This is a genomic window from Mycobacterium lehmannii, assembly GCF_002245535.1.
Taxonomy (GTDB): domain Bacteria; phylum Actinomycetota; class Actinomycetes; order Mycobacteriales; family Mycobacteriaceae; genus Mycobacterium; species Mycobacterium lehmannii.
This window is the reverse complement of sequence record NZ_NKCN01000013.1, coordinates 25,661-50,538: the sequence shown is the minus strand read 5'-3', so window position 1 is coordinate 50,538 and position 24,878 is coordinate 25,661. Positions and strand designations below refer to the sequence as shown.

21 protein-coding genes and 1 pseudogene are annotated in these 24,878 nt (G+C 66.2%); 15 read left to right on the top strand and 7 right to left on the bottom strand.

Annotated elements, in window-relative coordinates; translation table 11 throughout:
* Position 1 precedes the first annotated feature (1 nt).
* Genes CEX87_RS15710 through CEX87_RS15700 form a run of 3 tightly spaced genes read right to left on the bottom strand, consistent with a single transcriptional unit; the run spans position 2 to position 3,261 of the window.
* Positions 2-1,177, bottom strand: coding sequence for a thiolase domain-containing protein (locus CEX87_RS15710; RefSeq protein ID WP_064399192.1), 1,176 nt, complete (start codon positions 1,175-1,177; stop codon positions 2-4).
* Positions 1,174-2,241 carry a thiolase domain-containing protein gene (locus tag CEX87_RS15705; protein WP_064399191.1) on the bottom strand — a complete coding sequence of 356 codons (1,068 nt, stop codon included), beginning with the start codon at positions 2,239-2,241 and terminating at the stop codon, positions 1,174-1,176. Before CEX87_RS15705 ends, CEX87_RS15710 begins: the two co-directional genes overlap by 4 nt.
* Before the next feature lie 15 nt (positions 2,242-2,256).
* The gene (locus CEX87_RS15700) at positions 2,257-3,261 is read right to left on the bottom strand and encodes a Zn-ribbon domain-containing OB-fold protein (protein ID WP_064419344.1); all 1,005 of its coding nucleotides are present in this window, start codon (positions 3,259-3,261) and stop codon (positions 2,257-2,259) included.
* 58 nt (positions 3,262-3,319) lie between these two features.
* Between CEX87_RS15700 and CEX87_RS15695 the strand changes: the two genes are divergently transcribed.
* Genes CEX87_RS15695 through CEX87_RS15685 form a run of 3 tightly spaced genes read left to right on the top strand, consistent with a single transcriptional unit; the run spans position 3,320 to position 6,337 of the window.
* A complete protein-coding gene (locus CEX87_RS15695; RefSeq protein WP_064425076.1) occupies positions 3,320-4,360 on the top strand; it encodes an LLM class F420-dependent oxidoreductase in 1,041 nt (346 codons plus the stop codon).
* 55 nt (positions 4,361-4,415) lie between these two features.
* On the top strand, positions 4,416-5,135 hold the full coding sequence (locus tag CEX87_RS15690; protein ID WP_064419346.1) for an acetoacetate decarboxylase family protein: 720 nt from the start codon (positions 4,416-4,418) through the stop codon (positions 5,133-5,135).
* A complete protein-coding gene (locus CEX87_RS15685) occupies positions 5,132-6,337 on the top strand; it encodes a cytochrome P450 (protein ID WP_064399187.1) in 1,206 nt (401 codons plus the stop codon). The genes CEX87_RS15690 and CEX87_RS15685 overlap by 4 nt, the downstream gene beginning before the upstream one ends.
* A gap of 94 nt (positions 6,338-6,431) precedes the next feature.
* On the opposite strand, the gene CEX87_RS15680 is transcribed toward CEX87_RS15685, so the two are convergent.
* A complete protein-coding gene (locus CEX87_RS15680; protein ID WP_064399186.1) occupies positions 6,432-7,232 on the bottom strand; it encodes a crotonase/enoyl-CoA hydratase family protein in 801 nt (266 codons plus the stop codon).
* Between the two features lie 69 nt (positions 7,233-7,301).
* Here CEX87_RS15680 and CEX87_RS15675 point away from each other — a divergent pair, with 69 nt between their 5' ends.
* Positions 7,302-8,954 (top strand): acyl-CoA synthetase, encoded by a 1,653-nt coding sequence (locus CEX87_RS15675; protein WP_064425077.1) that lies wholly within the window; start codon positions 7,302-7,304, stop codon positions 8,952-8,954.
* A 5-nt stretch (positions 8,955-8,959) separates the two neighbouring features.
* Positions 8,960-10,081: an NAD(P)H-dependent flavin oxidoreductase gene (locus CEX87_RS15670; protein ID WP_064425078.1), complete on the top strand. Its 1,122-nt coding sequence runs from the start codon at positions 8,960-8,962 to the stop codon at positions 10,079-10,081.
* A 91-nt stretch (positions 10,082-10,172) separates the two neighbouring features.
* Here the strand turns inward: CEX87_RS15670 and fadD17 are convergent, their stop codons facing one another.
* From fadD17 to CEX87_RS15655, 3 genes are read right to left on the bottom strand one after another with little or no spacing between them, the layout of a single operon-like run.
* Complete coding sequence (gene fadD17 / locus CEX87_RS15665; protein ID WP_068198972.1) at positions 10,173-11,678, bottom strand: long-chain-fatty-acid--CoA ligase FadD17; 1,506 nt, start codon at positions 11,676-11,678, stop codon at positions 10,173-10,175.
* 1 nt (position 11,679) lies between these two features.
* Positions 11,680-12,777, bottom strand: coding sequence for an acyl-CoA dehydrogenase family protein (locus CEX87_RS15660; RefSeq protein ID WP_064419350.1), 1,098 nt, complete (start codon positions 12,775-12,777; stop codon positions 11,680-11,682).
* 8 nt (positions 12,778-12,785) lie between these two features.
* Positions 12,786-13,967 (bottom strand): acyl-CoA dehydrogenase family protein, encoded by a 1,182-nt coding sequence (locus CEX87_RS15655; RefSeq protein ID WP_064419351.1) that lies wholly within the window; start codon positions 13,965-13,967, stop codon positions 12,786-12,788.
* A 145-nt stretch (positions 13,968-14,112) separates the two neighbouring features.
* On the opposite strand from CEX87_RS15655, the gene CEX87_RS15650 reads away from it, so the two are divergent.
* From CEX87_RS15650 to CEX87_RS15605, 10 genes and pseudogenes are all read left to right on the top strand, one after another.
* Positions 14,113-14,304 carry a ferredoxin gene (locus CEX87_RS15650; protein ID WP_064419352.1) on the top strand — a complete coding sequence of 64 codons (192 nt, stop codon included), beginning with the start codon at positions 14,113-14,115 and terminating at the stop codon, positions 14,302-14,304.
* 45 nt (positions 14,305-14,349) lie between these two features.
* Entirely contained in the window at positions 14,350-15,258 is a 909-nt protein-coding gene (locus tag CEX87_RS15645) for a 3-oxoacyl-ACP reductase (protein ID WP_064419353.1), read from the top strand.
* Positions 15,259-15,527: 269 nt separating this feature from the next.
* Positions 15,528-16,291, top strand: a pseudogene (locus tag CEX87_RS15640) (ABC transporter permease).
* A 28-nt stretch (positions 16,292-16,319) separates the two neighbouring features.
* Complete coding sequence (locus CEX87_RS15635) at positions 16,320-17,162, top strand: MlaE family ABC transporter permease (RefSeq protein WP_064419354.1); 843 nt, start codon at positions 16,320-16,322, stop codon at positions 17,160-17,162.
* Between the two features lie 9 nt (positions 17,163-17,171).
* Positions 17,172-18,374 (top strand): MCE family protein, encoded by a 1,203-nt coding sequence (locus CEX87_RS15630; protein WP_064419355.1) that lies wholly within the window; start codon positions 17,172-17,174, stop codon positions 18,372-18,374.
* Between the two features lie 55 nt (positions 18,375-18,429).
* A complete protein-coding gene (locus CEX87_RS15625; RefSeq protein ID WP_064419410.1) occupies positions 18,430-19,467 on the top strand; it encodes an MCE family protein in 1,038 nt (345 codons plus the stop codon).
* On the top strand, positions 19,457-20,518 hold the full coding sequence (locus CEX87_RS15620; protein WP_066841043.1) for an MCE family protein: 1,062 nt from the start codon (positions 19,457-19,459) through the stop codon (positions 20,516-20,518). The genes CEX87_RS15625 and CEX87_RS15620 overlap by 11 nt, the downstream gene beginning before the upstream one ends.
* The gene (locus CEX87_RS15615; RefSeq protein WP_064419357.1) at positions 20,515-21,957 is read left to right on the top strand and encodes an MCE family protein; all 1,443 of its coding nucleotides are present in this window, start codon (positions 20,515-20,517) and stop codon (positions 21,955-21,957) included. Before CEX87_RS15620 ends, CEX87_RS15615 begins: the two co-directional genes overlap by 4 nt.
* The gene (locus CEX87_RS15610; RefSeq protein WP_064419358.1) at positions 21,954-23,114 is read left to right on the top strand and encodes an MCE family protein; all 1,161 of its coding nucleotides are present in this window, start codon (positions 21,954-21,956) and stop codon (positions 23,112-23,114) included. Before CEX87_RS15615 ends, CEX87_RS15610 begins: the two co-directional genes overlap by 4 nt.
* Positions 23,115-24,860 (top strand): virulence factor Mce family protein, encoded by a 1,746-nt coding sequence (locus tag CEX87_RS15605; protein ID WP_064419359.1) that lies wholly within the window; start codon positions 23,115-23,117, stop codon positions 24,858-24,860.
* Positions 24,861-24,878: the final 18 nt, after the last annotated feature.

The following is a 24,878-nucleotide window of genomic DNA, read 5'->3' as shown; positions in this document are numbered from 1 at the left end:
GTCACGCTGCCGGCTTGTCGCTGGAAACCACCCACATCGAGTAGTACTGCGATCCGCCGCCGTAGGCGTGACCGAGCGCCTTGCGGGCGCCCTCGACCTGGTGCTCACCGGCCTTGCCCATCACCTGGATCGCCGCCTCGGCGAACCGGATCATGCCCGACGCGCCAATGGGATTGGAGGACAGCACACCGCCAGAGGCGTTGAGCGGGATGCGTCCGCCGATCGCGGTCTCCCCGGCCTCGGTCAGCTTCCAGCCCTCTCCCTCCGCTGCGAAGCCGAGGTTCTCGAGCCACATCGGCTCGAACCAGGAGAAAGGCACATAGATCTCGGCGACGTCGATCTCGTCGATCGGGCTCGTGATGCCCGCGGATTCCCACAACGCCTTGGCCGCGTCGCGGCCCGCTTGCGGATTGACCTGATCGCGACCCGAGTACGCCAGTGGTTCGGTGCGAAGCGCGGTCGCGTGGATCCAGGCGACCGGGTTGCCGTCGGCCAGACGCTGGTCGGCAATCTCCTCATTGCCGATCACCAGTGCGCAGGCGCCGTCGGAGGACGGGCACGTCTCGTCGAATCGGATGGGGTCCCACAGCATCTGCGATGACATCACCTTCTCCAGCGTGATGTCGGGCTGATGCAGATGGGCCAACGGGTTCTTGGCGCCGTTGAGCCGGTCCTTGACCGCGACCATCGCACCGATGTGGTTAGGTGCGCCGGAGCGGCGGATGTAGGCGCGCACGTGTGGGGCGAAGTAACCGCCTGCGCCCGCGCCGACGGGTTTGGTGAACGGCACCGGAATGCTCAACGCCCACATGGCGTTCGACTCGGACTGCTTCTCCCACGCCATCGCCAGCACGCGCCGGTATTTGCCGGACTGCACGAGGCTGGCGGCCACCACCGCGGTCGAACCGCCCACCGAACCGGCGGTGTGCACGCGGATCAACGGCTTGTTCGTCGCACCGACGGCATCGGCCATGAACAGTTCGGGCATCATCACGCCCTCGAAGAAGTCCGGCGCCTTGCCGACCACCACCGCGTCGATGTCGTCCATCGTCGCGCCCGCGTCGGCCAGCGCCTTGTCGATGGCTTCGCGCACCAGGCCGTTCATCGACACGTCCTGGCGCTTGGCGACGTATTTCGTCTGTCCGGTGCCCAGTACCGCAGCCAGTTGCTTGCTCATGACCGTCCTTCCAGGACCGCGACCAGATTCTGTTGCAGCGCAGGCCCGCTCGTGGCATGCGCCAACACCCGCTGCGCGGAGCCGGTGAAGATGTGTTGTGCGGCGAACCCGATGCGCTCGAGGCCCGCGGAGAACATCGGGTTGGCGGACAACGCTCCACCCGACGGGTTGACCTTCGTCTTGCCGCCCAAGCCGATCGCCTCGGTGAGGATCAGGTGCTGGTGGCTGAACGGCGCGTAGATCTCGGCCACTTCGATGGATCCCGCGTCACCGCCGGTGGCTGCCTGTGCGGACGCTGCCGTCGACGGCGAGGTGGTCAGATCACGGGCGCCCAGTATTGGCGTCTCGATGCGATGTTCGATCCCGGTGATCCACGCGGGGTTCTCACGGAGCTCACGTGCCCGGTCACCGGCGGCGAGCACGATCGCCGACGCGCCGTCGGTGATCGGCGCGATGTCGTGGCGGCGCAACGGATCCGCGAAGTACGGACGTTCCAGGAGTTCATCGATCGATTTGGCCGGCTTCTCGCTGTCGGTGCGGCCGGCGGCCGTCATCGCGTCCAGCGCCACCTGCGCCATCTGCTCGGCGGTCCACTTGCCGGCGTCCAGTCCGAACCGCGCCTGCAGGCCGGCCATCGACACCGCGTCCGGCCACAGCGGGGCCACGCTGTACGGGTCGGTCTGCAGCGCCAGCACCCGGCGCAGCACACCCGCGCTGGACTTGCCGAAGCCGTACACCAGCGCGGTGTCCACCTCACCGGTGAGGATCTTGATGTAGGCCTCATAGAGCGCCCACGCCGCGTCCATCTCGACGTGCGACTCGTTGATCGGCGGCACCGCACCGATCGAGTCGATCGCGGAGATGAATGAGAAAGCCCGGCCCGCAAGATAATCCGACGAACCCGAGCACCAGAACCCGATATCGGTCTGCTTCAGGCCGAGCTCGTCGTAGAGCTGATGGAAGCACGGCATCAGCATTTCGACGCCGTTGGTGGTCCCGTCGGTGCGCCGTACATGTGGTGCGTGCGCGAAGCCGACGACCGCTACCCCGTTGTCCGAAGTCATGAAATGAAAGCCCCTTTACAGGTGGTGCTTGTAGGAGTCGTAGTCGGCGTCGGGCTCACCCGTCGGCCGGAAGTGGTCGATGTTGTCGATGCCCAGGCCCCACTCCTCGCGCGGTTTCCAGACCGCTTCCACGCGCATGCCCATCCGGACCTCCGACGCCTCGATCTCGGTCACCAAGTGCAGGAAGGGAATGTCGGCGCCGTCGAGCAGCACGTAGGCGGCGACGTAGGGCGGTTTGATGCGCTGCCCGGCGAACGGGATGTTGATCACGGCGAACGTGGTGACGGTGCCCTTGTCCGAGAGTTCGAGGAACTCGTCGAGCGCGAGACCGGTGGCGGGGTCGGCCTCTCTGGGTGGGAAGTACACCTTGCCTGGCTTGCCGTCACGGCCGTGCTTCGAGCGCGCCCCGAGCAGCTTGCCCTCCTCGAGCGCCCGCAGGAATGTGCTTTCGGGCAACGATGCGGTGTGCTGGATCTCGATCGACGACGGCGACACCTGCACCGTCACCGGGTCGCGGTCGTCGGGCTGACCCTCCGGTTCCGCCTCGTCGCCGAGGGCGAAGTACGCGATGTCGGTGATGGCGCCGACGGGTTGGTCGACCCAGTGCGCGTGCACCCGCGCGCCGGTGCTGATCGCGTCGGACGACTCGGCATCGACCGCGTGCAGCAACGGGGTGTCGGCGCCGTCCAGTTTGATCAGGGCCCACGCGAACGGCCGGTCGAGAGGCTGACCCTGGAGCGGGGCCGGCTGCCAGGTCCACGAAACCACGGTCCCGACACCGGCCACCGGTACGATTTCCGTCAATCGCTCGTAGGTCACGGGATCGAACTCGGCAGGCGGCACGTGCACCCGCCCATCCGAACCGCGCACTCCGACGATGCGTCGCTCGCGCAGGGCGGTGAAGAACTGGGACAGGAGTGGTCCGACTGAACGGGTGTAGTCGAATGAGAGCTTCAGCGGCGCGGAAAGCGGCCGCTCATGCGGATCGATCTGCACCGGGCTGCTTTGGCTGGTGGTCACGGCATCGAGTAGAACAGGTTCTAACAATGGTTTCAAGACACCGTTATGAGGTCTGCAAATGAAGCTCGGACTGCAATTGGGGTATTGGGGCGCGCAACCGCCTGAGAACCACGCCGAACTGGTCGCCGCCGCCGAGGAGGCCGGCTTCGACACGGTGTTCACCGCCGAAGCCTGGGGCTCGGACGCCTACACACCGCTGGCGTGGTGGGGCCGCGAGACCAAGCGCATGCGGTTGGGCACGTCGGTCATCCAGTTGTCGGCGCGCACTCCGACCGCGTGCGCGATGGCGGCGCTGACGCTCGACCACCTCTCGGGCGGACGGCACATCCTGGGGCTCGGGGTGTCTGGACCGCAGGTCGTCGAGGGTTGGTACGGCCAGCGCTTCCCGAAGCCGTTGGCGCGCACCCGTGAGTACGTCGACATCCTGCGTCAGGTGTGGGCTCGCGAAGCGCCAGTGCGCAGCGACGGCCCGCACTATCCGCTGCCGTTGAGCGGTGAGGGCACGACGGGTCTTGGCAAGAACCTCAAACCGATCACCCATCCGCTGCGTGCCGACATTCCGGTGATGCTGGGCGCCGAAGGGCCGAAGAACGTCGCACTGGCCGCGGAGATCTGCGATGGCTGGCTGCCGATCTTTTACTCACCGCGCATCGCCGACATGTACAACGAGTGGCTCGACGAGGGCTTCGCCCGCCCCGGCGCGCGCCGCAGCCGCGAGGACTTCGAGATCTGCGCGACGGCGCAGGTGGTCGTCACCGATGACCGCGCCGAGATCATGGAACTGATGAAGCCGCATCTGGCGCTTTACATGGGCGGGATGGGCGCCGAGGACACCAACTTCCACGCCGACGTCTACCGCCGGATGGGTTATGCGGAGGTCGTCGAGGACGTGACCAAGCTGTTCCGCAGCGGACAAAATGACGGCAAAGAGCGAGCGGCCAAGATCATCCCCGACGAGTTGGTCGACGACTCGGCGATCGTCGGCGACCTCGGTTATGTGCAGGAACAGATCAAGGCGTGGGAGGCGGCGGGCGTGACGATGATGGTCGTCGGCGCGCGTTCGCCCGAGCAGATTCGGGATCTCGCCGCGCTTGTGTAGACCTCGAGTAGACACTTCCTTGCTAGTTGTCTACCCGGCGTTCTAGATTGACGCGATGACCCAGCACACCATCGCAGGCACGGTGCTCACCATGCCGGTGAAAATCCGCAAGGCGCATCAGCACATGGCGATGTTTTCGGTGGACGCCGACGCCGCTCAACAATTGATCGACTACAGCGGTCTGAAGGTCTGCCGGTTCCTGCCGGGCCGAGCGATCGCGGTGCTGATGCTGATGCGCTACGAGGATGGCGACCTCGGCCAGTACTACGAGTACGGCACCAACGTGATGGTGAACCCGCCGGGTTCGGATGCGACGGGTCCGCGGGCTCTGCAGTCCGCGGGTGCGTTCATTCACCACCTGCCGGTCGATCAGGCGTTCACGCTGGAGGCGGGAACAAAGATTTGGGGTTATCCGAAGGTGATGTCGGAGTTCACGATTCGTGACGGGCACACGTACTCGTTCGACGTCACCATCGACGGCCAGTTCGCGGTCGGCATGGATTTCCGTCCCGGCCTACCGGTTCCGGGCAAGTTCACCGCCAAGCCGCAGGCCCACCCCACGTACTCCTGTCGCGACGGTGTGGTGCGCCGGACCGTCGGCGAGATGAAGCTGAGCGACGTGCGCTACCGGCCGGGCGGAGCCAGGGTCCGGCTCGGCGAACATCCCTATGCGAAGGAACTGGCCTCGCTAGGCTTCCCCAAACGCGCTTTGTTCTCCGGTTCGGCTGGGAACGTGGAGATGTCGTTCGCGGATGCAGAGGAGCTTCGATCGTGACCGTTACGGCGCCGCAGACCAAACCCGATGTCGACCTGACCGACGGCGCCTTCTACGCCGGCGACTCGCGGTCGGTCTACAAGTGGATGCGCGAGAACGAACCGGTGTTCCGTGACCGCAACGGATTGGCAGCGGCCGCAACGTATGCCGCCGTGATCGAGGCCGAGCGCAACCCGGAACTGTTCTCCAACGCCGGTGGCATCCGACCCGACCAACCGGGCGTCGAGATGATGATCGAGATGGACGACCCGCAGCATCTGCTGCGCCGCAAGCTCGTCAACTCCGGGTTCACGCGTAAGCGAGTGAAAGACCTGGAGGGCTCGATCGAGAACCTGTGCGACACGCTGATCGACAACGTGTGCGAGCGCGGCGAATGCGACTTCGTCTGGGACATCGCCGCGCCGCTGCCGATGGCCGTCATCGGCGACATGCTCGGGGTCCGTCCCGAGGAGCGCGAGATGTTCCTCAAGTGGTCCGACGACCTGGTGGGTGCCCTCAGCAGCACCGCGGACCCGGAGGAATTCCAGGTCACCATGGACGCCTTCGCGGCCTACAGCGAATACATGATGGGCATGATCGCGGCCCGCAAGGAGACCCCGACCGACGATCTGGTCAGCGTGTTGGTGCACGCCGAGGTCGAGGGCAGCAAGCTCGAGGACCATCAGATCGTCACCGAGGTGCTGCTGCTGTTGATCGGCGGTGACGAGACCACGCGGCACACCCTGTCCGGTGGCACGCGGCAGTTGCTGTTGCACCCCGAGCAGCATCGGCGCCTCGCGGGCGATCTGTCGTTGCTGCCCAACGCGATCGAGGAGATGCTGCGCTGGACGGCGCCGGTGAAGAACATGGCGCGGACCGTCACCGCTGACACCGAGTTCCACGGAACGGCCCTCAAAGAGGGCGAGAAAATGATCCTGCTGTTCGAGTCGGCCAACTTCGACGAGGCGGTTTTCGAGCGTCCCGAGTCTTTCGATATCGAGCGCTATCCGAACAACCACTTGGCGTTCGGCTTCGGCACGCACTTCTGCCTGGGCAACCAGCTCGCGCGACTCGAGCTGTCGGTCATGCAGACCAAACTGCTGCAGCGACTGCCCGATCTGAGACTGGCCTCCGGCGACGAGTTGCCCTTGCGGCCCGCCAATTTCGTGAGTGGTCTGGAGAAGATGCCGGTGGCGTTCACGCCGACGGCGAAGGTGCTCTAATCCCATTGCGCCGATTGTGAAACGAGCGACGGAAATCCGACCGAAACCGTCGCAGGTTTCACGAACGAGCGAGGGCGCGGGGGGCGCTGCGGTCCTACTTCATCTGGAAGTTCGGGGCGCGCTTCTCCTTGAACGCCCGCGGGCCCTCCTTGGCGTCCTCGCTCAAGAACACCGGGATGCCGTTGGCGGTGTCGGGCTTGAACGCCTCGTTCTCGTGCATGCCCTCGGTCTCGCGGATGGTTTTCAGGATCGCCTGCACGGCCAGCGGCCCGTTGTTGTTGATCACCTCGGCGATCTCCAGCGCCTTGTCCAGCGCGGAGCCGTCGGGCACCACATAGCCGATCAGCCCGTACTCCTTGGCCTCGGCGGCGGTGATGTGCCTGCCCGTCAACAGCAGATCACACGCGATGGTGTACGGAATCTGGCGCACCAGGCGCACCGCCGATCCGCCCATCGGATACAGGCTCCACTTCGCCTCGGAGATGCCGAACTTGGCGCTCTCGCCCGCGATGCGGATGTCGGTGCCCTGCAGGATCTCGGTGCCGCCCGCGATGGCCGGGCCCTCGACGGCGGCGATCAGCGGTTTGGTCAGTCGGCGGCCCTTCAGCAGCGCGTCGATGCGCGACGGGTCGTAGCTGCCGTCGGAGAACGAGTCGCCGGGCGGCTTGGCCGTGGCCGCCTTGAGGTCCATACCCGCGCAGAAGTAGCCGCCGGCGCCGGTCAGGATGCAGGTGCGGATCTCGGGATCGTTGTCGACGCGGTCCCAGGCGTCCACCATGATCGAGAGCATCTCGGTCGAGAGCGCATTGCGTGCCTCGGGCCGGTTCAGCGTCAGGATCAGGGTGTGTCCGCGCTGCTCAATGAGGGCGTCGGGGCCCTTCTGGGGATCACTCACGAGGGTTCGCCTTCCAGCGTCGATGCCACAGACTTGTCTGGAAATGTAACACGTTCTAGTTTAGGTCTCGTGGCCCTGAACATTGCCGATCTCGCCGAGCACGCCATCGACGCCGTGCCAGACCGTGTCGCCCTCATCTGCGGCGACGACCAGTTGACGTACGCCCAGTTGGAGGAGCAGGCCAACCGGTTGGCCCACTACCTCATCGACCAGGGCGTCAAGAAGGACGACAAGGTCGGCCTGTACTGCCGCAACCGCAACGAGATCGTCGTTGCGATGCTGGGCATCGTCAAGGCCGGCGCCATCCTGGTCAACGTCAACTTCCGCTACGTCGAGGGCGAGCTGAAGTACCTGTTCGAGAACTCCGACATGGTCGCGCTGGTACACGAGCGCCGCTACGCCGACCGCGTCGCGAACGTGCTTCCCGAGACGCCTGCCGTGAAGACCGTCCTGGTGGTGGAGGACGGCAGCGATGACGACTTCGAGCGTTACGGCGGCGTCGAGTTCTACTCCGCTCTCGGACAGAGTTCGCCCGAGCGTGATTTCGGTCCGCGCAGCGAGGACGACATCTATCTGCTCTACACCGGCGGCACCACCGGTTTCCCCAAGGGCGTGATGTGGCGTCATGAGGACATCTACCGGGTGTTGTTCGGCGGCACCGACTTCGCCACCGGCGAGTTCGTCAAGGACGAGTACGACCTGGCGAAGGCGGCCGCAGAGAACCCGCCGATGATCCGCTACCCGATTCCGCCGATGATCCACGGCGCCACCCAATCGGCGACCTGGATGTCGTTGTTCTCCGGTCAAACCACGGTGCTGGCACCGGAATTCGACGCCGACGAGGTCTGGCAGACCATCGAGAAGCACAAGGTGAACCTGCTGTTCTTCACCGGCGATGCGATGGCCCGCCCGCTGCTCGACGCGCTGACCAAACTGCACGACGCCGGTCGGGAGCCCGACCTGTCGGCGTTGTTCCTGCTCGCGAGCACAGCCGCACTGTTCTCCACCAGCATCAAGGAGAAGTTCCTCGAACTGCTGCCCAACCGGGTGATCACCGATTCGATCGGATCCTCGGAGACCGGCTTCGGCGGCACCAGCATCGTGGCCAAGGGGCAGTCGCACACCGGCGGGCCGCGGGTCACGATCGACCACCGCACCGTCGTCCTCGATGAGGACGGCAACGAGGTCAAGCCGGGATCGGGTGTGCGCGGGTTGATCGCGAAGAAGGGCAACATCCCGGTCGGGTACTACAAGGACGAGAAGAAGACGGCGGAAACGTTCAAGACGTTCAACGGGATTCGCTACGCCATCCCGGGTGACTACGCCGAGGTCGAGGCCGACGGCACCGTCACGATGCTCGGGCGAGGCTCGCAGTCGATCAACAGCGGCGGCGAGAAGATCTACCCCGAAGAGGTCGAGGCCGCGCTCAAGGGTCATCCCGACGTGTTCGACGCGCTCGTGGTCGGCGTGCCCGACGAGCGCTACGGCCAGTGCGTCGCAGCCGTCGTGCACCGCCGCCCTGGCACCAACCCGACGCTGGCCGAGCTCGACACGTTCATCCGCCGGGAGATCGCGGGATACAAGGTGCCGCGCAAGATCTGGTGGGTCGACGACATTCACCGCACGCCGGCCGGTAAGCCGGACTACCGCTGGGCCAAGGACGTCACCGAAGAGCGCCCCGCCGACGAGGTGCACGCCAACCATGTGGGGTCGGCGTCGTGACGGGAATGCGCACCGAGCTGTGCGGTCGGTTCGGCATCGACTACCCGATCTTCGTCTTCACGCCATCGGAGAAGGTCGCCGCAGCTGTCAGCAAGGCGGGCGGTTTGGGCGTGCTGGGCTGCGTGCGGTTCAACTCGGCAGACGATCTCGAAGACGTGCTCTGCTGGATGGACGAGAACACCGACGGCAAGCCCTACGGCGTCGACGTGGTGATGCCCGCCAAGGTGCCCCAGGAGGGCACGGCGGTCGACATCAACAAGCTGATCCCGCAGAGCCATCGCGACTTCGTCGACAAGACGCTCGCCGATCTCGGGGTTCCGCCGCTGCCGGAGGACGGGGACCGTAACGAGGGCGTCCTCGGCTGGCTGCACTCCGTGGCGCGCTCGCACGTCGAGGTGGCGCTCAAGCATCCGATCAAGCTGATCGCCAACGCGCTCGGCTCGCCGCCGAAGGACGTCATCGACCAGGTGCACACCGCGGGAGTCCCGGTCGCGGCCCTGGCCGGCAGCGCCAAGCACGCGCAGCGCCATGTGGACAACGGCGTCGACATCGTGGTGGCGCAGGGGCATGAGGCCGGCGGCCACACCGGTGAGATCGGCTCGATGGTGCTGTGGCCGGAAATCGTTGACGCGCTTGGCGGTAAGGCCCCGGTGTTGGCCGCCGGCGGTATCGGCACCGGCAGGCAGGTGGCCGCGGCGCTGGCGCTCGGCGCTTCCGGGGTGTGGATGGGTTCGGCGTTCCTGACGGCGGCCGAGTACGACCTCGGCCACCGCAAGCCCGGCGGCATCTCGACGATCCAGGAGGGGCTACTGCGGGCGACGTCGGCCGACACCGTGCGCCGGCGGATCTACACCGGCAAGCCCGCCCGTCTGCTCAAGACGAAATGGACCGACGCCTGGGATGCGCCCGACGCTCCCGAGCCGTTGCCGATGCCGCTGCAGAACATCCTCGTCAGCGAGGCGCATCAGCGCATGAACGAGTCGGACAACCCCGACACCGTGGCAATGCCGGTCGGCCAGATCGTGGGGCGGATGAACGAGATTCGCCCGGTCGCCGACATCATCGCCGAGTTGGTGGAGGGCTTCGAGGAGGCCACGCGCCGGCTCGACGGCATCCGCGGAAACTAGCTTCCCGGCCGAGCGTGGGCTCGAGTCACGCTAATTCGCGGACTGCGTGACACGACGCCACGTTCGGCGCAGGAGGGGTCACCCACCAGCGCTAGCGCGAAATCGGGTACACGGGATCGGAGCAGTCGGTGCCCTCGGCCGCCAGCTGCCGTTTGATCACCTTGAACGTCTCCGTGCGGGGTAGCGCCGTGCTGACCCGTACGAAGGCGGGCCACTGCTTGGGACCGAGATCGGTTTGGTCGCAGAGGAATTCGCGGAAGGCATCGACGTCGAAGGCCACACCTTCAGTGAGGGTCAGCGCGGCCATCACCTGGTCACCGACATCCGGCGCGGGTATCCCGTAGACCGCGACCTCCACGACGTGGGGGTGCCGCAGCAGCACCCGCTCGATCGGTGCCGCGCCGAGGTTTTCGCCGTCCACGCGCATCCAGTCGCCGAGGCGGCCCGCGAAGTAGGCGAAGCCGTTCTCGTCGCGGTAGGCCAAGTCGCCGCTGTGGTACACGCCGCCGCGCATCCGCTCCGCGTCGGCCTCCGGGTCGTTGTAATAGCCCTCGAAACGCCCTGCGTCCGAGACGTTGACGAGCTCACCGGTGACACCGGGCGGGCACGGTTCGCCGGTATCGACATCGACGATCTCGGTCCCCGGCGGGAGTGGGCCCAGCGAGCCGGGCGGAGTGTCGGGCGTGCGGGCGATCGCGATACCACCCTCGGTGGAGCCGAAGCCGTCCATCACCACCGTGCCGAACCGCGTCGCGAACCGCTCGACATCGGCGGGCGCACCCTCGTTGCCGTACACGGCTCGCAACGGATTGTCCGCGTCGTCGGGGCGCTCGGGTGTCGTGAGGACATACGACAGCGGCTTTCCGACGTAGTTCGCATAGGTCGCACCGAAGCGACGGACATCGGGCAGGAACTGTGAGGCGGAGAACTTGCGGCGCAACGCCAGAGAGCCCTGTGACGCCAGCGCCACCGCCCACCCGACCAGTACCGCGTTCGAGTGAAACAGGGGCATCGACACGTAGCAGACATCGCGGGGTCCGAGGTCGAAGCGCTGTGTCATCGTCACTCCCGCCACCGCGACCTTGCCGTGGCTACATTTGACGGCCTTCGGATCACCGCTCGTACCCGATGTGTAGATCAGCATGAACAGGTCCGCGGGATCGGCCTCGCGCACGACGACCGGCTCATCGGCGAACGCCGCCACCTCGGCCGCCCATTCGGCAGAGTCGACATCGATGTGGTCGATGCCGTCGATGATGTCTCGCGCACCCGAATCGGCAAGCACCAATTGGCAATCGGCATGCGCGATGTCGCGCTGCAGCGCCGCTCCCCGGCGGACGGGGTTGAGGCCGACCGGCACGATCCCGGTCAACCCCGCGGCGGCCAGGACCGCCGAGAAGAACGGCGTGTTCTGCAGCAGCACCCCGACGTGAGGGGGCCGGTCCGGATCGAGACGGACCCGCAACGCGGCGGCGACGGCCGCGGCGTACCGCAGGTGCTCTCGCCAGGGCGTGAAGGTCTCCTCGAAAAGCACTCCGCGATCGTCGATGTCGACCAGCGGCGCCAGCAGTTCGGCGACCGTGGGCAGCCTGTTCACATCACGCGGGCGTATCGGCCAGCTCCCGACCGATGCGCAGCAGTTGACCCGTCGCGCCGCCCACCGCGAACTCGGTCTGCTTGGCCGCCAGGAAATATCGGTGCACAGGGTGGTCGATGTCGATCCCGACTCCGCCGTGCACGTGCACGGTGGTGTGGGCGACGCGGTGGCCGGCATCCGCGGCCCAGAACGCGGCGGTGCTGACGTCGACGTCGGCGGGCAGATCTTCGGAGAGCCGCCATGCGGCCTGGGTCAGGGTCAACCGCAGGGCCTTGACGTCGATGTAGCCGTCAGCCAGTCGTGACGACACCGCCTGGAAGCTGCCGATCGGCCGGTCGAACTGTTCGCGTTCGCGGGCGTACTCCGCGGTGAGCTCCAGCGCGCGTTCGAGCACTCCGAGCTGAAAGGCGCTGCGGCCCAGCGCGGCCCGCACGGTCAGCCACGCCGCGACGTCACCGTCGCCGACGACCCGGCCGGCATCGACTTCGGTGCCCTGCAGTTCTACGTGAGCGACGCTGCCGTGACCGGTGGTGCTCAACGACTCGACCGTCACGCCGGGGTCGGTGGCCGCCACCAGGAAAACCTTGAGGCCCGAGTCCGTTTCGGCGGGGATCAGGAACGCATCGGCGACCGGACCGTAGGGGACCTGGGTGCGGGATCCGGTGAGCCGGTAGCCCGCACCGGAGGACTGCGCCTGCACCGGGCCCTGACCCATCTCGCCGTCGAGCGCGACGGTGAGGACCTTGTCGCCCTTGATCGCGGGCACCGCCCACTCCTGCTGCAGTGCCTCCGGGGCGAACCTGGCCAGCGCGCCGGCGCCCAGTACGACCGACTCGAGGTATGGCACCGCGGACAACTGCCTGCCGAGCGCGACCAGGATCGCCACCTGTTCGAGCACCCCGAATCCGCCGCCGCCCACCGACTCCGGAGCGGCAGCAGAGAGCACGTCGGCCTCGATCAGCTTGCCCCACAGCGTTTTGTCGAACCGTTGCTCGAGGCGGTCCAGTTCGCGCTGGCGCTCGGGGGTCACGACGGAGTCGACGATCGTGCGGACCAGTCCGCCGAGATCCTCTGACGCTTCGGTTGTCCTGAAGTCCATGTCGAGTCCTATCGGTTCACTCGGGGCAGGCCGAGCGCGACCATGCCGATGATGTCGCGCTGAATCTCGTTCGTGCCGCCGCCGAACGTCAGGATCAGGCAGCTGCGGTGCATCCGTTCGATCCGCCCGCGCAGCAGGGCCCCCGGCGTGCCAGGACGCAGCGTGGCCGCGGTGCCCAGCACCTCCATCAGCAGGCGGTAGGCCTCGGTGGCCAGTTCGGTGCCGTACACCTTGGCCGCCGACGCGTCCGCGGGTGAGGGCGCGGCGTCGTCGGCGGACGCCAGTTCCCAGTTGATCAGCTTGAGCACCTCGGCCTTGGCGTGCACCCGGGCCAGGTTCAGCTGCACCCACTCGGAGTCGATCAACCGCTTGCCGTGCACATCCTTGGTGTTCTGCGCCCACTCGCGAACCCCGTTGAGCGCCAGGAAGATCGGTTGAGCGGACACCAGTGCGACCCGCTCGTGGTTGAGCTGGTTGGTCACCAGCTTCCAGCCGGCGTTCTCCTCACCGACCAGGTTGGTCGCCGGCACCCGGACGTCCTGGTAATAGGTGGCGCTGGTGTCGACACCGGCCATGGTGTGCACCGGCGTCCAGGAGAACCCCTCGGCGGTGGTGGGGACGATCAGCATCGAGATTCCGCGGTGCTTTTTGGCCTCGGGATTGGTGCGCGCGGCCAGCCACACGTAGTCCGCGTAGGCGATCAGGCTCGTCCACATCTTCTGGCCGTTGATGACGTAGTCGTCGCCGTCGCGGACCGCAGTGGTGCGCAGCGACGCCAAGTCGGTGCCTGCGCCGGGTTCGGAGTAGCCGATCGAGAAGTGCAGATCCCCCGCCGCGATCTTGGGGAGAAAGAACTTCTTCTGCTCCTCGGTGCCGAAGTGCATGATCGTCGGCGCGACGCTGTTGATCGTCAGGAACGGCACCGGGACATTCGCGATCGCGGCCTCGTCGTTGAAGATCAACCCGTCGATGGGAGGGCGCTCCTGGCCGCCGAACTCCTTGGGCCAGGACAAGGTCAGCCAGCCGTCCTTGCCCATCTGCGCGACGGTCTCGCGGTAGACGTTGCCGCGTCCCATCTCGCCCTCGTTAGATGCCAGCGCCTCTGCGCGCTCGGGCGTCATCAGCTTGGTGAAGTAGGAGCGCAGCTCGCGGCGCAGCTCTTCCTGCTCTGGGGTGTAGCCGATCCGCATCGCCTTGTCCTAACTTCTCTAGAGGCACGAAATGGCATACCGGGAGCCAGCCCCGATTCCCTCCCGGTTGTAACACGTTCTAGTCTTGGGGTCCAGGCCGGTGCCACACTGGGCTCGGAGCAGCTTTGACCGCGAGGAGGTTGTGATGAGGGTGGAAGTGGACCGGGACCGGTGCGAAGGCAACGCCGTTTGCGTGGGAATCGCGCCCGCCCTGTTCGATCTCGACGAGGACGATTACGCGGTGGTCAAGCTCGATCCGGTACCCGCCGACCAGGAGGACCTGGCCGAGCAGTCCATCGCGGAGTGCCCGAGAGCGGCGCTGCTTCGCCGCGACTAGAGGTATTCATAAATTGACGACGCACGCGGGCATCCGAGGAGTGGCATGAGTACAGACCCCAACGACCTGTCCGGCCGCGTGGCGGTGGTAACCGGCGCGGCGGCAGGGCTGGGACGCGCGGAGGCCATCGGCCTTGCCCGGGCGGGCGCGACGATCGTCGTCAACGACATCGCCCCCGCGCTCGACAAGTCCGACGTGCTCGACGAGATCTCCGCGGCGGGTGCCAAGGGCGTCGCGGTGGCGGGCGACATCAGCGAGCGCTCGACCGCCGACGAACTGGTCGAAACGGCCGACGGACTCGGCGGCCTCGGCATCGTCGTCAACAACGCGGGCATCACCCGCGACCGCATGCTGTTCAACATGTCCGACGAGGACTGGGATGCGGTGATCGCCGTGCACCTGCGCGGGCACTTCCTGTTGACCCGCAACGCGGCCACCTACTGGCGCGCGAAAGCGAAAGAAAACGACGGCCAGGTCTACGGCCGGGTCATCAACACCTCGTCGGAAGCCGGGCTGGTGGGGCCGGTCGGGCAGGCCAACTACGGCGCCGCCAAGGCCGGGATCACCGCGTTGACGCTGTCGATGGCCCGTGCGCTGGAACGCTACGGTGTGCGGGCCAACGCCATCGCGCCCCGCGCCCGCACCGCGATGACCGCGGACGTGTTCGGCGAAGCGCCGGAGTTGACCGAGGGCCAGATCGACCCGCTGTCGCCCGACCACGTCGTGAACCTGGTGCGCTTCCTGGCCTCGTCGGCGGCCGAAGGGGTCAACGGTCAGCTCTTCATCGTCTACGGTCCTACGGTGACACTGGTGGCAGCGCCGACGGTCGAGGCACAATTCAGCGCCGAGGCCGATGCCTGGGACCCCTCGAAGCTGTCGGCAACCCTCCAGGAGTACTTTGCTGGACGCGATTTGCAGAAGGGTTTCTCGGCCACCGCGCTGATGAATCAGTAAGACTGACGGTCTCGTTCGTTACGTCCGAGCTTGACTAGAACACGTTCTAGAATGAGCTGGGTCACACTTGCCTTGGCCAGCACAAAAATCACATTTGTGACTCCATTTTCGGAGCTTTGACACTCCGAACGTGTTCTAGTTAGTATGATCCGGCTCACCGAGAGCAACGCTTAGCCAAGGGGTGGGAAGTCCGCCGTGACAACGTATTTCACCTCTTCGCCACGAAGACGACGCGCCGAACATCCCTTCCCCCGAGAACGGAGCAAAGGTTGATCGAACAGCTCGCGGCACCGGCACGGGCCGTGGGCGGGTTCGTCGAGATGTCGTTTGACACGTTCGCCAAGACGTTCCGGCGGCCGTTTAGTTCCGTGAGTTCCTCGACCAGACCTGGATGATCGCGCGGGTTTCGCTCGTTCCGACCCTGCTGGTGGCCATTCCTTTCACGGTGCTGGTCGCGTTCACCCTCAACATCCTTCTGCGCGAGATCGGCGCCGCCGACCTGTCCGGCGCGGGTACCGCCTTCGGCACCATCACCCAGCTCGGGCCCGTGGTGACCGTGCTGGTGGTGGCGGGCGCCGGTGCGACCGCCATCTGCGCGGACCTGGGTGCGCGCACCATCCGCGAGGAGATCGACGCCATGCGGGTGCTGGGCATCGACCCCATCCAGCGGCTGGTGGTGCCGCGCGTGCTCGCCTCGACGTTCGTGGCGCTGCTGCTCAACGGCCTGGTCTGCCTGATCGGCCTGTCCGGTGGTTACGTGTTCTCGGTCTTCCTGCAGGGCGTCAACCCCGGCGCGTTCATCAACGGGCTGACGGTGTTGACGGGCCTCGGTGAGCTCGTCATGGCCGAGATCAAGGCTCTGTTGTTCGGGGTGGTGGCCGGACTGGTGGGCTGCTATCGCGGGCTGACCGTCAAGGGAGGCCCCAAGGGCGTGGGCACTGCGGTCAACGAGACCGTCGTCTACGCGTTCATCTGCCTGTTCGTGATCAACGTCGTGATGACCGCGATCGGCGTGAGGGTGCTCGAGCGATGAACGCTTGCGTGAAGAGCAAAGGGCTGCGATGAGCTACGACGTCACGCTTAGCTTCCGGCGCTTCTTCAGCGGTGTGCCGAAGATCGTCGACAACATCGGCGAGCAGGCGCTGTTCTACGGCGAGACGATGCGCTACCTGCCCAACGCGGTGCGGCGGTACCGCAAGGAGACGGTCCGCAACATCGCCGAGATGACGATGGGCACCGGCGCGCTGGTGATGATCGGCGGCACGGTCGGCGTCGCCGCCTTCCTGACCCTGGCCTCCGGCGGCGTCATCGCCGTTCAGGGCTACAGCTCACTGGGCAATATCGGCATCGAGGCGTTGACCGGCTTCCTGTCGGCCTTCCTCAACGTGCGCATCGTCGCCCCGGTGATCGCGGGCATCGCGCTGGCGGCGACGATCGGCGCGGGCACCACCGCTCAACTGGGCGCCATGCGGGTCTCCGAGGAGATCGACGCGGTCGAGTCGATGGCCGTGCACTCGGTGTCCTACCTGGTGTCCACCCGGCTGATGGCGGGCATGGTCGCGATCATCCCGCTCTACTCACTGTCGGTGCTCGCCGCGTTCTTCGCCGCCCGATTCACCACCGTGTTCATCAACAAGCAGTCCTCGGGCCTCTACGACCACTACTTCAACACCTTCCTGGTGCCGACGGACCTGCTGTGGTCCTTCCTTCAGGCAATAGTCATGGCCATCGCGGTCATGCTGGTGCACACCTACTACGGCTACAACGCATCGGGCGGTCCGGTCGGTGTCGGCATCGCGGTCGGCCAGGCCGTGCGGACCTCACTGATCGTCGTCGTCACCATCACCCTGTTCATCTCACTCGCCGTCTACGGCGCGTCCGGCAACTTCAACCTCTCCGGGTAGGCGGGGACGATGTCTGATACCGAGGCCAAGCGCAGCCACGTGAGGATCGCCGCGGCGATCCTCGCCGCGATCCTGATCGCGGCGACGGTGTTCACCTACCTGGCCTACACGGCGGCCTTCACGCCGGTGGACACCGTGAGCGTCACTGCTCCCCGCGCGGGTCTGGTGATGGAGCGCGACGCCAAGGTCAAGTACCGGGGCGTGCAGATCGGCAAGGTCGAGTCGATCGAGTACGCCGGCGACGAAGCCAAGCTGACGTTGGCCATCAACCGCACCGAGATGCGCTACATCCCCTCCAACGCCAATGTGCGCATCGGCAGCACGACGGTTTTCGGCGCTAAGTCCGTCGAGTTCCTGCCGCCGGCGCAGCCGTCGGGTCAGCAGCTGAAGGCCGGCGCGACCGTGGCCGCCAAGGATGTGCAGCTCGAGGTCAACACGCTGTTTCAGACGTTGAGCGACGTGCTCAACAAGATCGACCCGATCAACCTGAACGCCACGCTGAGCGCGGTGGCAGAAGGCATGCGCGGCAACGGTGACGATGTCGGCGCGTTGCTCGCCGGGCTGAATTACTACCTGCAGCAACTCAATCCGAAGCTGCCCACGCTGCAGGAGGACCTGCGCAAGACCGCGGTGGTGGCCAACATCTACGGCGATGCCGGTCCGGATCTGGCTCGGATCATCGACAACGCACCCGCGATCAGCGACACGATCGTCGACGAGAAGGACAATCTCAACGCGACGCTGTTGGCCGCGACCGGCCTCGCCAACAACGGCACCGCCACCCTCCAACCCGCCGAAGACGACTACATCGCGGCGATCCAACGACTCCGTGTGCCACTAAAGGTGGTCGGTGAGTACTCACCGATGTTCGGTTGCCTGCTGAAGGGCACTGCCCAGGCGGTGGACCGGTTCGCCCCCATTATCGGCGGAATCCGACCGGGTCTGTTCGTCGCCTCGAATTTTCTCCCCGGTTCACCGGCGTACACGTATCCCGAGAGCCTCCCGATCGTGAACGGCACCGGTGGCCCGAACTGCCGTGGTCTCCCTGAAGTCCCGAACAAGCAATTCGGCGGGTCCTGGTATCGCACGCCGTTCCTGGTGACCGACAATGCTTATGTCCCGTACCAACCGAACACCGAGTTGCAGTTCGACGCGCCGTCGACGCTGCAGTGGCTGTTCAACGGGGCGTTCGCGGAACGGGATGACTTCTGATGTGGGGGTACCGCCCGCGCGCGGGGGACGCTTGCGCGAAGAAGCGGAGGCCCTGATGCGCGGCGACAAGACGTTGCTCAGCGTGAGCATCTTCACCGTGGTCATGCTCCTGGTGGCCGCGATGCTGGTGGTTGTCTTCGGCGAATTCCGGTTCACCGCGGAGAAGGGCTATCACGCGACCTTCACCGACGCCTCCAGGTTGAAGGCTGGCCAGGACGTTCGGATCGCCGGTGTCCCGGTCGGTACCGTCGGTGACGTCAAGCTCAACCCCGACAACACGGTCGATGTCTCCTTCGATGTCGACAAGCGCTACCAGCTCTACACCTCGACGCGCGCGGTGGTCCGCTACGAGAACCTGGTGGGGGACCGGTATCTCGAGATAGCCTCCGGGCCCGGCGAACTGCGAAAGTTGCCGGCCGGCAGCACGATTCCCAAGGAGAACACCCAACCCGCGCTCGATCTAGACGCGCTGCTGGGCGGCCTTCGGCCGGTGCTCAGGGGTCTCGACGGTCAGAAGGTCAACGAGGTCAGCAACGCGGTGATCGAGCTGTTGCAGGGCGGGGGCGGTGCGCTGTCGAACCTGTTGTCGACCACCAGTGCGTTCGCCCAGAACCTGGCGGCTAGAGACCAGCTCATCGGTGACGTCATCGGCCACCTGAACACCGTGCTGGCGACCGTCGACGAGAAGGGTTCGCAGTTCGACGCCAGCGTCGACCAACTGCAGCAGCTCATCACGGGTCTGGCCGAAGGCCGCGATCCGATCGCCGGTGCCATCGAGCCGCTCGCGTCGGCGGAGAATGATCTGACCGACATGCTGCGGAAGTCACGCAGGCCCGTCCAGGGGGTCATTGAGAACGTGCGACCTCTGGCGCAGCGGCTCGACGAGCGCAAGGCCGATGTCAACAAGACGATCGAGCCCTTGGCCGAGAACTATATGCGGCTCAACGCTCTTGGCGCCTACGGTTCGTTCTTCAACATCTTCTACTGTTCGACACGATTGAAGGTCAACGGTCCTGCGGGCAGTGACATCCTGATTCCGCTGGGTGGTCCGCCCGATCCGTCGAAGGGGAGGTGCGCGCCGAATGTCGAGTAGAGCCGGTGATTCGAATCCGTTGCGCAAGGGCATCTTCGGGATCTTCCTGGTGGCATGCCTGGTGCTGGTGTCGTTCGGCTACAGCAGCCTGCCGTTCTTCCCGCAGGGCAAACCCTACGAGGCGTACTTCAGCGACGCGGGCGGCATCATCCCTGGCAACGACGTCAACGTGTCGGGCATCAAGGTCGGCAAGGTCACCGTTGTCGAGCTGGCAGGAGACGCGGCCAAGGTGCTGTTCACGGTCGACCGTGACATCAGGGTGGGCGACCAGTCGATGGTCGCGATCAAGACCGACACGGTGCTCGGTGAGAAGTCGTTGGCGGTGACTCCGCAGGGAACGGGTGAGGCGACGGTCATTCCGTTGGCGCGCACCACGACTCCGTACACGTTGGCCACGGCGTTGCAGGACCTCGGGCAGACCGCGGGCGAGCTGGACAAGCCGCGGTTCGAGCAGGCGCTGCAGGCGATCACCGACTCGCTCCGCAACGCCACCCCGCATCTGCGGGGTGCGCTGGACGGGGTGGCGAACCTGTCGCGCAGCCTGAACAAACGTGACGAGGCGCTCGCGCAGCTGCTCGGCCACGCCAAGCGGGTCTCCGACACGCTGGCGCGGCGCGCCGGACAGGTGAACCAGCTGATCGTCGACGGCAACCGGCTGTTCGCCGCGCTCGACGAACGGCGCCAGGCGCTGAGCAATCTGATCGCCGGCATCGACGATGTGTCAGAACAGCTTTCCGGTTTCGTCGCCGACAACCGCCGTGAGTTCAGGCCCGCGCTGGAGAAGCTCAACCTGGTGCTCGACAACCTCCTCGAGCGGCGCGAACACATCAGCGAAGCGCTCAAGCGGCTGCCGCCGTACGCCACGACGCTCGGCGAGGTGGTCGGGGCCGGCCCGGGCTTCCAGGTCAACCTGTATGGGCTGCCGCCCGCACCCCTGGCTGAAGTGCTGCTCGATTCCTACTTCCAGCCGGGAAAGCTTCCGGACAGCCTTGCCGACTATCTGCGCGGGTACATCTCCGAGCGCCTGATCATCAGGCCGAAGTCACCGTGACGCAAGCGACTTCGACCTTGATCCGCAGCGGCTGGTTGCGGCCGACGCTGGCCGCCCTGCTGGTGATCACGCTCGCCGTCGGGGTGTTCCTGGTGTGGCCGACCCGGTCCGGTAACAAGGTGACGGCGTACTTCACCTCGGCGGTCGGGCTCTATCCGGGCGACGAGGTCCGCATCGTGGGGGTCCCCGTCGGCAGGGTCGACTCGATCGAGCCGCGGGTCGGCGACGTGAAGGTCACGATGACGCTGGATCACGGGATCCAGGTCCCGGCGGATGCCAAGGCGCTCGTGATCGCACCGAATCTGGTGTCGGCCAGGTTCGTTCAGCTCACACCGGCCTACACCGGTGGCACGGCGATGGCCGACGGCGCGGAGATCGGACTCGACCGCACCGCGGTACCGGTCGAGTGGGACGAGGTCAAAGAACAGCTCACCGCACTGAGCGCGCAACTCGGACCCAAACCCGGTTCGATGCAGGGCCCGCTGTCGGTCGTCGTCAACCAGGCCGCAGACACCTTCGACGGAAACGGGGACACGTTCCGCAAGGCGCTGCGGGAGCTCTCGCAGACCGCGGGCCGGCTCGGCGACTCGCGCACCGACCTGTTCGGCACAATCCGCAACCTGCAGGTACTGGTCAATGCGCTGTCGAACAGCAACGAGCAGATCGTGCAGTTCTCCAACCACGTTGCGTCGGTATCGCAGGTGCTCGCGGACAGTTCGGCGGGCCTGGACAACACGCTCGCCACGTTGAACCAGGCGCTGGGCGACGTGAGGGGCTTCCTCAACGAGAGCAACAGCGCGCTGATCGACCAGGTCACCAAGCTGGCCGACTTCACGAGCATCCTGACCGAGCGCAGCGAGGACATCGAGCAAGTCCTGCACGTTTCACCAAACGGGCTATCGAACTTCTACAACATCTATAACCCGGCCCAGGGCACCGTGGGCGGCCTGCTGACGCTGCCGAATTTCGCCAACCCGGTGCAGTTCATCTGCGGCGGCTCATTCGAGGCGGCCCCTAAACCGGACAACTTCAAGCGCACGGAGATCTGCCGGCAGCGTATGGGTCCGGTTTTCAAGCGTATCGCGATGAACTTCCCACCGCTGCTGTTCCACCCGATCAACAGCATCACCGCGTACAAGGGCCAGATCATCTATGACTCTCCCGCCACCGAGGCAAAAGCGGAAACTCCGGTTCCGTATCTGCAGTGGAATAGCGCCCCAGGTGTGACACCGCCGCAGATATCGGCGGATATGGACCTCAGTTCGCTCATGGTGCCCCCTGCGCCCGACGTGGCTCCCGGCGCCGCGCATGTCGGTGGACCGATCGTTGAAGCTCCGCTCGCGGACTCCCAAGGTTCGGCGGAGAGCCCGTCCGAGGCCGGCGAACCCGTCGCCCCCGGGCCGATGCCCGCCCCGCTGCCAGGTGGAGGTGCACCGTGATCCGCAAGATCGTGGCGATAGCGTCGCTGGCCGTGCTTCTGGCCGGCTGCTCGTTCGGCGGGCTCAACTCCCTGAACATGCCGGGCACCGCCGGGCACGGCCCCGGTTCCTACGAGATCACCGTGGAACTGCCCGATGTGTCGACGCTGCCGCAGAACTCGCCGGTGATGGTCGACGACGTCACCGTCGGAAGCGTGTCGGGTATCGAAGCCGTGCAGCGTTCCGACGGTACGTACTACGCCGCGGTCCAGTTGTCGCTGGACGAGAACGTCAACCTGCCCGAGAACGCGACCGCGAAGGTGGCGCAGACCTCGCTGCTCGGTTCGCAACACATCGAACTGGCCGCACCCGCCGACGGCCCCGGCGTCGGGAAGCTCAAGAACGGCTCGCACATCCCGCTGGACCGGACCGGCCGCTATCCGACCACCGAGGAAGTTCTGTCCACTCTCGGCGTCGTGGTCAACAAGGGCAATCTCGGTGCGCTGCAAGACATCACGGACGAGACGTACAACGCGATCGCCGGACGGCAGGGCTCGTTCGTCGACCTGATCCCGCGGCTCGCCGAACTGACCAGCTCGCTGGACCGCCAAACGAACGACATCATCGCCGCCATGGAGGGGTTGGACCGGTTCGCCGGGATCCTCGCGCGTAGCAAGGACAACCTCGGGCTGACACTCGACCGCCTACCCACGGCGTTGCAGGTGCTCAACGACAACCGCGCCAACATCGTCGAGGCCTTCACGGCGCTGCGGAGCTTCGCCACCATCGCGTCCCGTGTCCTGGAGCAGACCAAGGATGACTTCGCGGCGGATTTCAAGGATCTCTACCCGGTGGTGAAGTCCTTCAACGACAACGCGGACTATCTGATCAAGGACCTCGAATTCCTGCCGACATTCCCCTTCCACTACAAGTACTTGAGGAACGCAGTGCGTGGCGACTACCTCAACGTGTACACCACATTCGATCTGACGCTGCGGCGTACCGGTGAGTCCGTCTTCACGACGTCGTGGGGATTGGATCCGAACATGAAGCGAATGCACGAGGTAATCACCCCGCCCGATTTCATGACCGGCTCGTTGGCCAACCTTTCCGGACAGGCCGCTGACCCGTTCGAGATTCCGCCGGGCACGGCGACGCAGCACGGGGAGGGGCCCTAGATGCTGTCGCGCCTTACTCATATCCAGCTTTCGATTTTCGCGATCGTCACCGTGCTGACGGTGGGCGCGATCTCGATCTTCTATCTGCAGCTACCGGCCGCGGTCGGCATCGGCACCTACCGAGCGACCGCGAATTTCGTCGCCGCAGGCGGGCTGTACGAAAACGCGAACGTCACATACCGCGGGGTGACGATCGGCCGGGTCGAGTCGGTCGGTCTCTCCGATGACGGCGTCGTCGCCAAGATGCGCCTCAACAGCGGCACACCCGTACCGGAGAACGTGACCGCCACGGTCAAGAGCGTGTCCGCGGTCGGCGAACAGTACGTCGACCTGGTGCCTCCCGCGGACGCGTCGAGCGCCACGCTGCGCGACGGCTCCAACATCGGGGTCGATCGCACGGCGATCGGACAAGACATTGCGGGTCTGCTGGAGGAGGCGCAGGCGCTCGTCACGAGTGTCGGGGACAGCCGCATCCAGCAACTGCTGCGCGAGACCTTCAAGGCGTTCAACGGGTCCGGACCCGAACTGGCGCGGATGATCCAGTCGGCGCGGATGCTCGTCGACGAGGCCAACGCCAACTACGGCCAGGTGAATCAGCTCATCGACCAGGTCGGTCCATTCCTCGACGCGCAGATCCGCAGCGGCGACGACATTCGCTCGCTGGCCGACGGGCTGGCGCGCTTCACCACCGAGGTGGCCAACGCCGACCCGCAGTTGCGCGCGACGCTGCAGACCGTGCCCGGGGCGACGGCCGAGGCCAACGAGCTGTTCAGCGGTATCCGGCCGTCGTTCCCGGTGCTGGCCGCCAACCTGGCGAACTTCGGCCGCATCGGCGTCATATACCGCAAGTCGCTCGAGCACTCACTGGTGGTCTTCCCGGCGCTGGTGGCAGCATTGCTGACCGTGGCCGGCGGCGTGCCTGCAGACGAAGGCGGCAAGCTCGACTTCAAGATCCACCTTCAAGACCCGCCACCGTGCCTGACTGGGTTCGTGCCACCGAGCGAGATGCGCAGCCCGGCGGACGAGACGCTGCGCGAACTGCCCAAGGACCTGTACTGCAAGACGCCGCACAACGATCCGTCCGTCGTTCGCGGCGCGCGCAACTACCCCTGCCAGGAGTTCCCTGGCAAGCGTGCGCCGACCGTGCAGCTGTGCCGCGACCCGCGCGGTTACGTCCCCATCGGCAACAACCCGTGGCGTGGTCCGCCGGTGCCGCTCGGAACACCGATGGACGTGATGGAGGACGACACCCCCGAGGACGGCCGCAACATCCTGCCGCCCAACAAGTTCCCCTACATCCCGCCGCAGGTGGACCCGGACCCCGGCCCACCGGCGGTGCAGCTGCCGCCCGGCGTTCCGCCGGGTCCCGGTCCCGCGCCGCATGCGCCGTTCCCACTCCCGGTGCCGCCGAACGAGGTCCCGCCGAGCCTGCCGCCCGCGTGGCCGTTCTTCAGCCCGCCGGACCACGTGGTGCCGCCGTACGGCCGCACACCACCGCCCCCGCCGGCAGGCATCGTTCCGCCGCCTCCGGCGCCGCCTGGGTCTCCGCCACCGGCGGGTCCGCCGCTGCCCGCGGAGGCGCCACCGATGGCGACGGGATCGACCGGTCCCCGTTTCACGACATACGACCAGAACGGGCAGTTCGTCGACCCCGAGGGCGGAACTGGCGTCATCGCGGCCGCGACTGACAAACTGGCGCCTGCAGAAAACTGGGTCGATCTGATGTTGGCCCCAAGGCAGGCGTAATGACGGAGGTTCGGCTTC